Below are 14,582 nucleotides of genomic sequence, written 5' to 3' on the forward strand. Positions count from 1 at the left end.
CCTTTTTTATGACAGAACGTTAAGCCGTTCGAAGGCATGTAATATGTTAAGTGTTAAAAACTTACGAGTCAGTGTGGAAGGTAATGAAATCCTGAAAGGATTAAATCTTGAAGTTAAACCAGGTGAAGTTCATGCCATTATGGGACCGAATGGTTCCGGTAAAAGTACATTATCGGCAACGTTAGCTGGCCGTGAAGAGTATAAAATTGATGATGGTGAAGTCATCTTTAAAGGAAAAGATTTACTTGAATTTGAACCGGAAGAGCGGGCTGGTGAGGGGATTTTCCTGGCTTTTCAATATCCGGTGGAAATTCCGGGTGTCAGTAATCAATTCTTCTTGCAAACGGCAGTAAACGCTGTCCGTGAATATCGTCATCAGGAACCTCTGGATCGCTTTGATTTTGCCGATTTTATCGAAGAAAAAATAGAACTGCTGAATATGCCGCAAGACTTGCTGACACGTTCAGTCAATGTCGGTTTTTCCGGTGGTGAGAAAAAACGTAACGATATTCTGCAAATGGCCGCGCTGGAGCCGACACTCTGTATTTTGGATGAAACAGATTCAGGGTTGGATATTGACGCACTGAAAATTGTGGCTAATGGTGTGAATTCGCTGCGTGATCCAAACCGATCATTCATTATTGTGACCCATTACCAACGTATTTTGGATTACGTGAAACCTGATTTTGTCCATGTGCTTTATCAGGGGCGGATTATTAAATCCGGTGATTTCAATCTGGCGAAAAAGTTGGAGGAGCAAGGCTATGGCTGGCTTATTGACCAACAGTGAAAAAATTGAAAAGACGCGTCAGGTTGCGGAGCGTAATCAGCAAGCCTTAGCGCGTTTCGCTGATTTGTATCATTGTCGTCATGGTGATGATTCATCTCATGCCAGTTTGCATTGGCAGCAAGTGACTAAAATCCGGTTTCCTCAATTCAGACATGAAGATTGGCGCTATACTCCGTTGGAACAATTGTTAAGCCAGCAATACAGTGGCAAAACCTGGGAATTGACAGTAGCGCAATGCGAACAACTGGCGATTCCGATGGATTGCTGGCGTATCGTTATGGTGGATGGTTGTTTTTCTCCTTTACTGAGTTCCGGTGAATTTGGGCCGTATCAGTTGAGTTTACTGGATAACAAAAGTGGGCTTCCGGCACCGATTCAGAGCGAGATTTTTCTGCATTTGACAGAAAGCCTTGCTCAACAGCCTTTGGTCATAACATTAAAAGCCGGGCAAGTTACGGAAAAACCCCTTTATCTGCTGAATATAACCAGTGGTTATTGTAGTGAAGCATTGAATACTAGCCATTACCGTTATCACATTACTGTGGGAGCGAATGCCGGTGCCAGAGTGATTGAACATTTCGTCAGTACTGATGAGCAGAAACCCCATATGACAGGGAGCCGGTTGACCGCAGAAGTGGGGGATAACGCCAGCTTGACTCATATAAAACTGGGCGTTGAGAATAATGAAAGCTACCACTTTGCACATAACGATATTGTGGTTGGCCGTGATGCCCAGGTGAAGAGCACCAGTTTTCTGTTAGGTGCCGGGCTTGGTCGACACAATACCAGCGTTCAGCTTAATGGCGAAGGGGCGAATCTGTCGTTGAACAGCTTGTTGTTGCCGCAAGGAAAAGAGGTCGCTGATACCCGTACCTATCTGGAACATAATAAGGGCCATTGTGAAAGCCGCCAGTTACATAAAACAATTGTGATGGATCAGAGTAAAGCGGTATTTAACGGCATGATCAAAGTGGCACCTCATGCACTGAAAACCGATGGGCGAATGACCAATAACAATTTGTTATTAGGTAAACGGGCAGAAGTGGATACCAAACCACAACTGGAAATTTACGCTGATGATGTGAAATGCAGTCATGGTGCGACCGTTGGCCGAATAGATGAAGAACAACTGTTCTATCTGCAATCACGTGGTATCAGCCGGTGTGATGCGCAACATATGATCGTATTTGCTTTTGCTGCCGAACTTACTGAATCTATTGAAGATGAAACCCTGAAAACCGTTGTCATGAAACAGATTAAACAGCGTTTAGCGGGAGTAGAAAAATGACTTTCTCTGTAAAAAAGGTGCGACAGGATTTCCCGGTACTCACTCAGCAGGTCAATGGGCATCCACTGGTTTATCTTGATAGTGCCGCCAGTGCTCAGAAGCCGGTTTCGGTTATAGAACGGGAAAGTGAATTTTGTTTACACCAGTATGCGGCGGTTCACCGGGGAATTCATACTCTCAGCTCTGCGGCTACCTGTATGGTTGAAAATGTGCGCCACCAGATGGCGCAATTCATCCATGCTCAAAGTGATGAAGAGATTGTTTTCGTCAACGGTACGACGGAAGGGATTAATCTGGTAGCTAACAGTTATGGCCGCAAATTTATCGATAGTGGCGATAATATTGTGATTACTGAAATGGAACATCACGCCAATATTGTTCCGTGGTATATGCTGGCGGAACAAATTGGGTTTGAAATTAGAGTATGGCCACTGAATGAAACTGGTGAGCTGGATCAATCGGTTTTAGCATCCCTGATTGATTCACGTACTAAATTACTTTCTTTTACTCACCTGTCTAATGTGCTCGGCACAGTTAACCCTGTACGTGAAATTATACAACAGGCAAGAAGAGTGGCTGATGAGCAGGGTGGTCAGTTACATATTCTGGTTGATGGTGCTCAGGCCATTATGCACAAGAAAGTTGATGTGCAAGATCTGGATTGCGATTTCTATGTTTTTTCCAGCCATAAATTATACGGACCAACAGGAATTGGCGTGCTTTATGGGCGTAAATCCCTTCTGGACGCCATGCCACCTTGGGAAGGTGGCGGAGCAATGATCAAACACGTCAGCTTGCAAAAAGGGATAACCTATGCGGAACCACCATGGCGATTTGAAGCGGGGACGCCGAATATAGCAGGAATTATTGGGCTTGGTGCCGCAGTTGATTACGTCACTTCACTGGGGCTGGATGAAATTCAGCAACATGAACAAGCGCTGATGGATTATGCAATGACCCGGCTGAAAGAGATCAGGTCACTGAAATTATATGGTCCTGAGCAACGTCAGGGGGTTATCGCTTTCAACCTTGGCCGCCATCATGCTTATGATGTGGGCAGTTTCCTTGACCAATATGGAATTGCGATTCGTACCGGGCATCATTGCGCACTTCCGCTGATGGAACATTATCATGTTCCCAGTATGTGCAGAGCATCACTGGCGATTTATACTACGCAAGAAGAGATTGATGCTCTTGCTGCTGCATTGCAGCGGATAGAAAAGCTGCTTGGCTGAGACGGTCATAGATCGAAAGAGTGATAAAGGAAAAAGTCATGGCAAGTTTGCCCGACCAAAATAGATTGTTACGTAATTTTTCCCGCTGCCAAAATTGGGAAGAAAAATATCTCTATATGATTGAACTGGGGGCGAGGTTGTCCCCACTGACTGACGAACAACGTCAACCTGAGCATTTAATCGCCGGTTGTCAGAGTCAGGTGTGGATTTTGCTGAGGAAGAATGACCAAAGCAACGTGGAATTTGTTGGAGACAGTGATGCTGCTATCGTGAAAGGACTGGTGGCGATGGTTTTTATTCTTTTTCAGGATAAGACGCCTCAGGAGATTCTGGATTTGGATGTGACTGAATATTTTGCAAAACTTTCTCTGGAGCAACATTTAACACCATCACGGACACAGGGGCTACATGCGATGATATATGCCATCCGCAATACGGCAAGTAAAATGGTTTAAGTGGGAGTCTTACGTGTTTCTTTCGCGGCTGATAATATACACGGCCGCGACAGGTGAATGAGGCTTCAACCTTTTGCGCTTAATTTATCCGATAACATTCAGAAGTCATTCCAGGAAGCAAGCATGAAACGAGTTTTAACGTTTATCGGCATGTTATTGTTAAGTGCGTTGACGAATACCGTCAGCGCTACAGAATATACCTTGCCGCCTGCCAATAGTCGTTTAATTGGCGAAAATACGACATTTGTTGTACCAGATGACGGACGTTCTCTGGAGGCCATTGCTGCCGAATATCAAATTGGATTACTGGCAATGCTGGAAGCTAACCCCGGTACCGATCCCTATTTGCCTGCTCCGGGTTCTGAACTGATTATTCCATCCCAAATGTTGTTGCCTGATACACCAAGGCAGGGGATTGTGATTAACCTTGCGGAACTAAGACTTTACTATTTTCCTAAAGGAAAAAACAAAGTCATTGTTTATCCCATTGGCATTGGACAGCTTGGTCGTAATACCCCAGTGATGACAACATCGGTAAGCCAGCTAATTAAAGATCCAACCTGGACGCCGACTAAAAATATTCGTAAGCATTATGCTGAACGGGGGATTATCTTACCTGCGGTTATTCCTGCTGGCCCGGAAAACCCAATGGGGGCATTTGCGTTGCGTTTAGCTGCTGGGCGTGGAGAATACTTGATTCATGGCACTAATGCTGATTTTGGCATTGGTATGCGGGTGAGTTCGGGTTGTATCCGTCTGCGTCCTGATGATATTGAAGCTGTATTTAACACGGTTTCCCGTGGAACCAGAGTACAGATTATCAATGAAGCCGTTAAGTATTCTGTCGAACCAGATGGTAAACGTTATATTGAAGTTCATCAACCGTTGTCTAAAAAAGAGGGAGATGATCCACAAACATTACAGATTGTCCGATCAGTCGGTTTGAACAAGTTCATTGATGATAGCAAGACAGATAAAAATATTGTTGAACAAGCTATTGTACGCCGTTCTGGTATACCGGTGCTGGTAAGTGAAAATATACAGCCTGAAACACAGCAGGATCAGCGAGAAGAAAATAGAGCGCCGATGGAAGTCGATGCTAAAGATACAGAACAAGAAGTAAATAAAGATGTATCTGAATCGTTTAAATTACCGCCATTATATCAGCCTGGGCCAATCTATCGGGAAAATTAATATTTTATGGCAGACAGGGAGGTCAGCGGATATTTTTCTGACAGAACTTCATGATAAAAAAACGGCGCACAGATAGACTGTGCTCCGTTTTTGTACTCTATTACAAAAAATTATTTTTTGTAGGAACGAACTTGGTTATCCAGACGCTGATTTGCACGAGCTGCATCGTCTTTAGCGGCTTGAATGTCAGTACGTACTGCGTTCACGTCGTTGCTCAGTTGATCAACTTTTGCATTCAGAGTCTGAATATCAGAAGACAGTTGGTCAACCTTAGCAGTGCTTGAACAACCAGCCAACAGAGTAGAAGCCAGAACTACTGCACCCAGTACAATTTTAGTACGATTCATTGTAATACCCTCTAGATTTAAGTTAATCTCCAAGTAGCCATATAAGTATTACACAAAGTTTTTTAGAAAGAGAATAAATTTTTATCATGAAAACCAATTATTTCAAATTTTCTCTTTAGTAGGTGGGTAATTTTCATCTGAATGTAAAAAAACAAAACCATTGAGTAACATTTTAATCAAAGAAATCCTATTCCATAAGGGGATGATATTCTCCGAAATAATTTTAGTTAAAAATTCTTATAAATAAAAAACACAACATCAAAGCCATCTTGTGTCTATTGAGTCATAGGGATATATCTTACATGGAGACATTTCGCATACATGCATTTAGGGTTTCGCTTAAAACAAATTTGTTAACTGAATCTTATTGTAGATAAGCATCTTGACAATACTCAGGTTGAATTCTAGGCTCAGATTCAAACTGGTAAGAGGAGTCTTCTATGCTAATTGATCAATCCAACGAGTATTTTAACATCACCGTTGACAACGGAGTCGCTCATTTGCAGCTCAGTCGCCCCGAAAAGGCAAACAGCCTGGCACTGGCGTTCTGGAAACGATTTCCAGAGGCAATAGAACAACTCAGTCGTTCAGGAAAGGTGCGGGCAATGGTGATCTCTGCGCAAGGTAGCGTATTTTGTGGTGGGCTTGACTTGCAAATTTTCGCCGCCAGCAAAGAAACCCATACGACGAATCCTAATGAGCGGGAAGCGATGCAGTTTAGCTTGTTACAAATGCAGGAGGCGATAAATGTATTGGAACGTGCCCGCTTCCCGGCCATCGCCGCAGTACAAGGAGCATGTCTCGGTGCAGGATTTGACTTAATTGCTGCATGTGATTTTTGTTTTGCTTCTGAAAACGCGAAGTTTCGTATAGAGGAAACCAATATCGGTATGATGGCTGACTTAGGTATCCTTCAGCGTCTGCAACATCTGATCCCTGGTGGTATGGCTCGCTATCTTGCACTCACAGGGGATACACTGAATGCCGATCAGGCTCATGATTTAGGACTTGTGGTAAAGATCTTCCCTTCTACGGAGACATTGATCGAGGGGGCTTTAGCGACTGCCCGACGTATAGCGGATCGGCTTCCGGTTGCTATTAGCGGGGTTAAACGAGCCATGCTTTACAGTCGTGATCATGGTGTTTACGAATCGTTACAACAAACAGCACTTTTGCAAGCTTCAATTTTTAGTCGTCAGGAGATTTTGTGCTCGATTCAGGCAAAAGCCGCCGGAACAACAAGTGAGTTTCAGAACTTAAACGAAGTAGGTAAAGTTTTTGATGAACCATGATTAAGACAGAGATGCCGATAATATGCAAAGTGGGTTTTCCGCAAATGGCGTAATGCTGGGAAATATCATCGTGGTTGAGCCATTTTCTGATCAGGAGGAATAGAAGATGGCGTCATTACTACACAGGTTCGAATGAATAGGGCTGCGTGGTAGTATGGTTGAATGGATAGAAATGTACTGGAGACAATGACGATAATTAAAAAGGTGTTGGGCAAAGGGGATAATATTTCAGAGTAGGTAGATTCACATAATAACCACACCAACTAATAAAATTTTTCTTATTCAGTTTTCACCGACTGAACTATCCTGACTATTAAACATAGAATGAATAACCGGGATTTATTAGTTCATAGATCTCTGTAGCGGTGGCATTCCCCAGGATCACTGAATATATTCTCATTCGCATATTATGAATGAGAATTATTCTTCCTTACTATTGTTTTATGTATTCGATTACGGACTTGAAAATGACCTTAGCTGTGATGGATATAATGTAATTAACTTAATAATAACATGAGCGTAACGTTTTTACTGAGAGTTGATTATCTTAATTATATAAGAATAAGTGAGTTTTTTCATTTTATGTAAATAAACGTCATCTTTTTATGTTTTATTTAAATGTTATGTAATTTATCTTCTTGTATCAGCTTTTATATTTATTTGGTATTTAACATATTGTGCTATTTGATAAAAAAAGAGTTGATTTTTATATGCACTCATTAGGAGAATCGGATTATTCAGTAACAGTCCATCCCATTAATGAATCGATTAGTTGATGGAGTATGAATAGCCCGATTAATTATTTATATCCCGGTTAACATTCGGTTGGGAAATACCTGATCTGATTTGTTGTTTTCCGGATTTATTATGACTGACTCCTGAAGCTTTATTGGGTTTTAGTTCCGTTCGGCCCTGAATGCCATCTCCTGCCAGCGATCGCAAAGGGTGCCGAACTCTTTATTTACCACGTTGCTGGTGCAGACGACATAACACCATCAACAACAGGAATAACATTATGGCGATCCCCGCTGATTTATGTTTATGGTTGAAAGATGACGGCGGTGCCGACATCAAATACCCCTCCAAAGAGGAACATCACCTGGACTTACCAGGACGGCAACATCATTCACTCCGATGCTAGGAGTGAATGTTTGACTGCGTAACCGTGAGTGGCGGACGGGGTTAACCCGTCTGCTGTTTTTTTCCTTTTTTTATGTGATGGCGGGTGCCACAGGCGCCGCGATGGAAACCACTAAAACAAACCATGGCCTTATGGGCCTCGGTATACGGCTATGGGCGGCATCGTACCCGAAGCGACAGCGAAGCAAGTGGGAGAAAATATGAACAACACCACCCCGGCGATCATTTTTGATCACAGCCGTTACAAACTGAAAGTCTGGAAAAATACCGCGCCGCTGGATGTGGTGGCGTTTAGCGGGCAGGAAGGCTTAAGCCAGCCTTTTCGTTACGCGATTGAATTCACCAGCCCGGTGAAAGAGATCAAACCGGCGCAGATGCTGATGCGGGACGCGGCGTTTACCCTGACGTCACCCGCGTTCAATCCGGGGATGCGGGGCATGCCGGTGATACCGCCGGCACCGCTGCGCACGATCTACGGCGTGATCAGCGAATTTAAACTGTTATCCACCTCGCGGGATGAAAGCCGTTATGAAGTGACTCTGGAGCCCCGGCTGGCGTTGCTGTCGAGAAGCCGCCAATTCGCCCTTTATCAGAAAATGTCGGTACCGGAAATCGTGGAAAAAATCCTGCGTGAACGTCACGGCTTTCGCGGGCAGGATTTCTTATTCACCCTGGCGTACCCCTGCCCGAAGCGGGATCAGGTGATGCAATACGGCGAAGATGACTTGCATTTTGTGCAACGCCTGCTGGCGGAAGTGGGGATCTGGTACAAACTGACGGCGGACGACCGGCTGAAAATCGATGTGGTGGAGTTTTACGACGATCAGCGTTACTACCAGTTTAATGTCTATATGCCGGCCCGCCATCCATCAGGCATGCACGGTGGGGAAGAAGACGCGGTATGGGGCATGGAAACCGCGCATCAGGTGGTGGCAGGCAAAGTGGTGACCCGCGATTATGACTACCGTGACGCGCTGCCGCAATACGGTATGGATGCCGAAGTGGATGTGACGCGGGGCGATGAAACCCTGTATGGCGAAGCGTACCATTACCGGGATAACAACTACCGGGTGTTAGGCAACCGTTACGACCTGGATCCGGCAGTCGAAAGCGGGGTGTTCTACTCCCGGCTGCAACATGAACGTTACCTGAATCGACAGACCCAACTGCGGGGGGTGACGACATCCGCCACGCTGTTGCCGGGTCAGGAGTTGAAAGTCAGGGGTGAAGCGCCGGAAGCGTTCCGTAAAGGGGCGGTGATAACCGCTATTCGCAGCAGTGCGCGCCGGGATCGCAGTTTTGAAATGGCGTTTACTGCCATTCCCTACTCTGAAACCGTGTGCTTCCGACCTGTGTTAATCCCCAAACCGCGGATAGCGGGCACCCTGCCCGCCCGGGTAAGCAGCTCGGTAGTAAACGACCGGTACGGGGATATTGATAAAGACGGGTTGTATCGGGTGGCGTTTGATTTTGACCGGGCGGAATGGCCACAGGGGGGAGAAAGCCTGTGGGTGCGTCTGGCCCGCCCTTACGCGGGTGACACCTACGGTTTTCACTGGCCGTTGCTGATAGGTACTGAGGTGGCGATCGCATTTGAAGGAGGCGACCCGGATCGGCCCTACATCGCCCATGCGCTGCACGACTCAAAACACCCGGATCACGTCACCTTATTCAACTACAAACGCAATGTCCTGCGTACCCCGGCGAATAACAAATTGCGGATGGATGACGAGCGCGGTCGGGAGCACATCAAACTGAGTACCGAATACGGCGGTAAGAGCCAGCTCAATCTGGGGCATCTGGTGGACAGCCAGAAACCACACCCGGATAAACGGGGTGAAGGGTTTGAGCTGCGTACTGATGACTGGGGTGCGATCCGGGCCGGGAAAGGGCTGTTTATCAGTGCGGATAAACAGGCCAACGCCAACGGGGAAGTACTGGCGATGAACCCGGCCATCAGTCTGGTCAAAGGCGCCGTCAACCAGGTAATGGAATGGGCAACGGTAACCCAAACCCACCTGAATTATCAGCCGGATACCGGGAGCCTGAAAACCTATTTACAGGGCGTGGATCAACTGAAAATGGCGGCCATGCTGCTCAGTGCGCCGGAGGGGGTAGGGATTGTCAGCCCACAGAGCGTCATGGTGCAAAGTGGTCAGGCGCTCTATGCCCAAAGTGCGGGCGAAGTACATATCGCCAGTGCCTGCCGAATTGGGGTGAATGCGACACAGGCTATCGCCTTGTTAGCGCAAAGCGAAGGAATGCGCCTGGTCTCGGGAAAAGGGCCGCTTGCTCTGGAGTCACACGGTGATGTTCTGGGTATCACGGCATTAAAAGATGTCACGGTCAATTCAACCCAGGGCCAGGTGCAGATCACCGCCAAAAACGGCCTGACACTGGAGTGTGGCGGTGGGTATATCCGTCTGTCTCCGGCGGGTGAAATTGAAATTCACGGGCCAGGCCTGTTAAGCCTGAAAGGGCAGCACAAAATGGATGCCCCGGCGAAACAGGATTTTCCCTTACCTGATCTGCCTGAATCCGTGTGCAAAGAGTGCCTGAAAAAAGCGCAGGAGAGGGCGCAAGGGTTTGTTTTGAGGAAATAACCGATGAATGATGATCAAATAACCGACTGGATTGCCGTACTTGAGGCGTCAGCAAAGGATGTCGGCATGCATTGCCTCGATATCATTGTGGATCAGTCCGGGGGCGAGTTCTCGCTGATCCCGGCGTTGAAGAGTTTTTCGCCTGAAATCAAATGGTGTTCGTTGTTTCAGGGATTGCCCGAAGAGATGGGGGGGATGATGCACCGGTATTGATCCGGATTGATTTGACACATCCCGGCCAGCAGCAATAGATGCAGGAAATTATCCTGCGCTTAAGGGAAGAACCGTTGCTGCTGATTTTATGCTCGTCATGGTCATTTGACCGGTTGTCTCAATATTTAATTCAATGTGCGGATGCCGCATACGCGGGACAGGCGGGTATTTTACGCTTTTTTGATCCGCGTATTTTTCCTGTGCTGTTTTCTCATGTGTTGGATGAAGCGCAGCAACAGCAATTACTCCGGCCTGTTCTGTTCTGGAGCTGGCTTGATCGTGACGGCGTCCCGAAGTTTCTTTTGGGTGAGGGGAATGCCGAACCCGTTAATGACGCCATTGAGAAAATTGATCTCACGGATAAGCAACTGGAGTTCCTCCTGTGTGTTTCTGATGCGCATCAGCTTATGCCGCGATTGAATGAGAACGAATACCCGGATGTCTCGCGTGAGCAACTGTTTAACCACAGTTATGCCTTGATGGTCGAAGCATCTGACCAGCCTATTGTACTGGATGATGACCGGGCATCCTTTGTGCTTGGGCATCTCAAGTCCAGATTATCCCCGATGTGAAGGAGCCGAAGATGAAAAAACAACAGCTCAGGCTGGCGGTTTTGTGTCTGTTATTGGCTGTTTGTAGCCAGTTTTCGGCGCAGGCGGGAACCATTAAGGCCATTAATCATACCCAATGGGCGATTAATCGGTTCAGTGTGGATGGTAATCCCGGTATCGATATTATCGGGCCGTACCAGGGTGGAGGGGGTGGTTGCTGCTATAGCGTGCCAGCGAAATGGAAACCAGGAATGACGGTCCGGGTGGATTGGGAGACTGGCGTAGCTTACTCCTATGATTTTCCCGGATATGAAAATTGGGAGAAATATTTAGCATGGCGGGAAAAAATCGATTCTCAGAAACGCCAACATAGCCGGGTAGTGCCGGTGCCCGATTATACCGGGCAGCGCACCTGCGGCATTACGGTGCATTTTTTACCCTGTGATCAGGTCAAAGTTACCACCTCCTGTAGCACCTATAACAGTCCCCATTATCCAATTAAAGAACCTTTAAAAATGAAGGAGCCGAAAGTATGTCCGAAATAAATCATAACGATGCTGTCTGGTTGCCAGGTCCCTTCCCGGCTCAGGGACGGTTGCCGGCCAAAAGCTATCTGGTCGGGCAAAATTGTCACCTTCAGACCAGAGATGAAAGAGCCTACCATCAGGAATTGTGTCTGGCGGCGGATCGTCGGGTGGTGCCGCCCTGCTGTAAGACCCTGCATGTCAGCCTGTTTTTTGACGGGACCGGCAATAATTTATATAACGACCTTTATCAGGCCATTCCACACCACCCAACCAATATTGCCCGTCTTTTCCAGACGACGATTGGGGCTGGTTATGCCGGTGGTGCGGCGGGTAAACCGCTGCTGGACGATGTCGACAGCACTGGCGGAAAGTACTTTAAATATTATATTCCCGGTGTGGGTACCCCCTTCCCGGAAATTAATGATCTGGATTACAGTACATTGGGACTGGCCGCTGCCGACCGGGGCGAAGACCGGATCAACTGGGCGTTGCTGCGGCTGATTGATGTCCTCGGTTTTAGCCTGACACAAAAACAGATGACCAACAGTGAAAGCCAAAAATCCCTTGAGGCGATGTTCACCACATGGCACACGCTGGGCTTGGGTGGCGCACATAACCGTTATGGCGAGTTTTATAAGCAGTTTGCCCGCTTAAAACGTGAGCTGGTCATAGCCCGCCGCCAGCCGGGACGGGGCAAATCCAAACTGCTGGGGATGAAGTTGTATGTGTATGGTTTCTCCCGCGGGGCCGCGGAGGCGCGGGCCTTTGTCAACTGGCTGGCCGAACTGTTGCCGCCGCCTAAAGGGGATAATTCGAAGCCGTTGCAGTGTCTGCAAGCGAAAAATGAAACCGACCCGGATGGTAACCTGCCCATCAGTGTGGAGTTTCTCGGGCTGTTTGACACGGTGGCGTCGGTCGGGGTGAGCCATGTGGTTCCGGTGGTTGAAGGCCATATGGCCTGGGCAGACGGGACGCAGGAGCTGCCAGCGGAGGCGATTTACGGTGGTCTGGTGAAACGCTGTGTGCATCTGGTCTCGACCCATGAACAGCGGTTGAGTTTCCCGATGGATTCTATTCGCCGTTCAGATGGTTCCTACCCGACAGGCAGCACCGAGGTGATTTATCCCGGGGTGCATTCTGATTTGGGCGGGGGTTATCCACCGGGCGAACAAGGAAAATCAATAGGTAAAACAGACGGATTACTCTTATCGCAGATAGCCTTGCATGAAATGTATGCAGCGGCTTTTGATTCCGGTGCACCTTTAAAAGTGCCGGAAGATGTTTTACCTACGGATTTAGCCAGTAATACTTGGCGTAAGATGCCTTTGGAGTTGGGAAAAGAGTTTTTAATCATTCCAGATTTAGTCAACCGCTTCAACGCCTGGCGTCACGTCACCCTGGGCCTGGAGATGCCCAAACACCCTCTATCGGAAGAGGACGCTGCCTGCTTTGAACCGGTACGGTCAACTGTGGCGCTGGAGCAGGCCATGAAAAACCAGATGGACTGGCTGACCGCCTGGCGTATCAACCGCTACGCCGGTGGTACGCTGCTCAGTGCGCCGTTTTTCCATGAAGCCCCCAACCGTGATGCGAAAAAAGCCCACTATGCGCAAAGTCAGCAGGCGCAGGAAGAAAAGCAGCAGGCGGTGTTAAAGCAACGGAAAGCCCAGCGGACGGCTTTCGCGTCCAGCGGTGGGCGGGGAGAGCCCCCGGTGTTGGTCCCGGGTGTGCCGGATTTTGACCCGGAAACTGCCCAGAATCAGTTGCGGGAAGCGGCCGCGGAATTTAGCCGTGACTACCGGGGAGACCGGCGTGAGATACACAGTGTGAAGCAATTTGTTGTCGATAACATTCTGGGCAATGCCCTTTATCTGTTGAACAGTGATGATGAGGACAAGGAATATCAGCAAATGAAAGCGGCGGGAGCGGCGTTGGTCAAACCGCTTTTCCTGACAGCTCCGGCGGGAAAAGCGGGTCAGCCAGAATCCCCGGCGTCATTACTGGTGGCCCTGTATGACAATCAGGTGCATGATTCCCGCGCCTGGTTTATGTACTCTACGCTGGATACGCGTGAACCGGAGGGCGGTTATTTCCGTTACCGGGTGATTTACTTCGGCAAAATGTGTAATAAACCCCTGTCGCTTTTGACGGTGGCCGGCAATGTGGTCGGGGCCGCGTCACCGGTTGGCAGTGCCTTGTTTATCTTCAAACGGAAAAAAGTCGGCAACATGGCGGCGGATGCCATCAACGAAGCTCACTTCACTCCGCTGGACGTGAGCGCCCACGATTTATCCACCCGAGAACGGATCCCCCTGTTACCGGACGCGGCGCAGACGAAAGCATTCACCTATCATGTGGGCGAGGTGACGAGTCAGCAGAGACAGTTTATTGAAGCGCGGCGAGTGCAAATCGGCAAAGAAAAGCTTAAGGCCCGTTGGGCAGGAAAGACGGTGAAACCAACCCCGTCAGGGGGACCGGAGAAATGAAGAACGTTATCCGTCAGGGCGACAGCCTGCGTGAATACGGCGGTAAGGTATTGTCAGGCCACTATCTGTGTTTTGGTCAACCGATCGCCTGCAAGGGTGATCCGGTTCAGTGTCATCACCATGGCATGACCACCATTGCTCAGGGGAGTGCATCCTGCCTGATAGCGGGTCAGCCGGTGGCATTACACGGTCATCGTTGTGAATGCGGTTGTACGTTAGTCAGCTCTTTTCCCGATTATCAGGTGGCGTCATGAAAACCTGTCCCCTTTTTCCGCCTTACCGCCAGGCTTCCCCTCCCCGTTTTAAACGCGGGTTGGCCGTAGGCGCCGGCGGGGTATTGCTGGTCAGTAATATCGTCGCGCTGATAAGACCTGAAATCGGCGACGCTTCAGCCTTATACGCCATGCAATGGCATTCGGTTAAGATAACAACTATGCTATAAAAATCTAAGTTTCCCCGGA

General features: G+C 48.1%; 14 protein-coding genes. 13 read left to right on the forward strand and 1 reads right to left on the reverse strand.

The window, feature by feature from the left end:
* The first annotated feature begins 43 nt into the window (after positions 1-43).
* The 5 genes from sufC to ACUN2T_RS12025 all read left to right on the forward strand — a co-directional run bounded on the left by sufC (position 44) and on the right by ACUN2T_RS12025 (position 4,962).
* Positions 44-790, forward strand: coding sequence for a Fe-S cluster assembly ATPase SufC (gene sufC / locus ACUN2T_RS12005; RefSeq protein ID WP_445497653.1), 747 nt, complete (start codon positions 44-46; stop codon positions 788-790).
* Positions 765-2,078, forward strand: a complete 1,314-nt coding sequence (sufD, locus tag ACUN2T_RS12010; RefSeq protein WP_445497654.1) for a Fe-S cluster assembly protein SufD — start codon at positions 765-767, stop codon at positions 2,076-2,078. Before sufC ends, sufD begins: the two co-directional genes overlap by 26 nt.
* Positions 2,075-3,313: a cysteine desulfurase SufS gene (sufS, locus tag ACUN2T_RS12015; protein ID WP_445497655.1), complete on the forward strand. Its 1,239-nt coding sequence runs from the start codon at positions 2,075-2,077 to the stop codon at positions 3,311-3,313. The genes sufD and sufS overlap by 4 nt, the downstream gene beginning before the upstream one ends.
* Before the next feature lie 38 nt (positions 3,314-3,351).
* Positions 3,352-3,768, forward strand: a complete 417-nt coding sequence (gene sufE / locus ACUN2T_RS12020; protein ID WP_445497656.1) for a cysteine desulfuration protein SufE — start codon at positions 3,352-3,354, stop codon at positions 3,766-3,768.
* A 123-nt stretch (positions 3,769-3,891) separates the two neighbouring features.
* Positions 3,892-4,962 (forward strand): L,D-transpeptidase family protein, encoded by a 1,071-nt coding sequence (locus ACUN2T_RS12025; RefSeq protein ID WP_445497657.1) that lies wholly within the window; start codon positions 3,892-3,894, stop codon positions 4,960-4,962.
* 110 nt (positions 4,963-5,072) lie between these two features.
* On the opposite strand, the gene ACUN2T_RS12030 is transcribed toward ACUN2T_RS12025, so the two are convergent.
* Positions 5,073-5,309 carry a major outer membrane lipoprotein gene (locus ACUN2T_RS12030; RefSeq protein ID WP_021325622.1) on the reverse strand — a complete coding sequence of 79 codons (237 nt, stop codon included), beginning with the start codon at positions 5,307-5,309 and terminating at the stop codon, positions 5,073-5,075.
* Between the two features lie 500 nt (positions 5,310-5,809).
* On the opposite strand from ACUN2T_RS12030, the gene ACUN2T_RS12035 reads away from it, so the two are divergent.
* The 8 genes from ACUN2T_RS12035 (at position 5,810) to ACUN2T_RS12070 (ending at position 14,563) form a co-directional block, all read left to right on the forward strand.
* Positions 5,810-6,601 carry an enoyl-CoA hydratase-related protein gene (locus ACUN2T_RS12035; RefSeq protein WP_445497658.1) on the forward strand — a complete coding sequence of 264 codons (792 nt, stop codon included), beginning with the start codon at positions 5,810-5,812 and terminating at the stop codon, positions 6,599-6,601.
* A gap of 1,340 nt (positions 6,602-7,941) precedes the next feature.
* The gene (locus ACUN2T_RS12040) at positions 7,942-10,344 is read left to right on the forward strand and encodes a type VI secretion system Vgr family protein (RefSeq protein ID WP_445497868.1); all 2,403 of its coding nucleotides are present in this window, start codon (positions 7,942-7,944) and stop codon (positions 10,342-10,344) included.
* Between the two features lie 3 nt (positions 10,345-10,347).
* Positions 10,348-10,557 (forward strand): hypothetical protein, encoded by a 210-nt coding sequence (locus ACUN2T_RS12045; RefSeq protein WP_445497659.1) that lies wholly within the window; start codon positions 10,348-10,350, stop codon positions 10,555-10,557.
* 38 nt (positions 10,558-10,595) lie between these two features.
* Positions 10,596-11,129: a DUF4123 domain-containing protein gene (locus ACUN2T_RS12050; protein ID WP_445497660.1), complete on the forward strand. Its 534-nt coding sequence runs from the start codon at positions 10,596-10,598 to the stop codon at positions 11,127-11,129.
* Between the two features lie 11 nt (positions 11,130-11,140).
* Positions 11,141-11,653: a DUF3304 domain-containing protein gene (locus ACUN2T_RS12055; RefSeq protein WP_445497661.1), complete on the forward strand. Its 513-nt coding sequence runs from the start codon at positions 11,141-11,143 to the stop codon at positions 11,651-11,653.
* Positions 11,641-14,121 (forward strand): T6SS phospholipase effector Tle1-like catalytic domain-containing protein, encoded by a 2,481-nt coding sequence (locus ACUN2T_RS12060; protein ID WP_445497662.1) that lies wholly within the window; start codon positions 11,641-11,643, stop codon positions 14,119-14,121. Before ACUN2T_RS12055 ends, ACUN2T_RS12060 begins: the two co-directional genes overlap by 13 nt.
* Complete coding sequence (locus ACUN2T_RS12065; RefSeq protein ID WP_350307454.1) at positions 14,118-14,375, forward strand: PAAR domain-containing protein; 258 nt, start codon at positions 14,118-14,120, stop codon at positions 14,373-14,375. The genes ACUN2T_RS12060 and ACUN2T_RS12065 overlap by 4 nt, the downstream gene beginning before the upstream one ends.
* Positions 14,372-14,563 carry a hypothetical protein gene (locus ACUN2T_RS12070; RefSeq protein ID WP_445497663.1) on the forward strand — a complete coding sequence of 64 codons (192 nt, stop codon included), beginning with the start codon at positions 14,372-14,374 and terminating at the stop codon, positions 14,561-14,563. Before ACUN2T_RS12065 ends, ACUN2T_RS12070 begins: the two co-directional genes overlap by 4 nt.
* Positions 14,564-14,582: the final 19 nt, after the last annotated feature.

The sequence above is a fragment of the Photorhabdus machadonis genome, assembly GCF_052657765.1.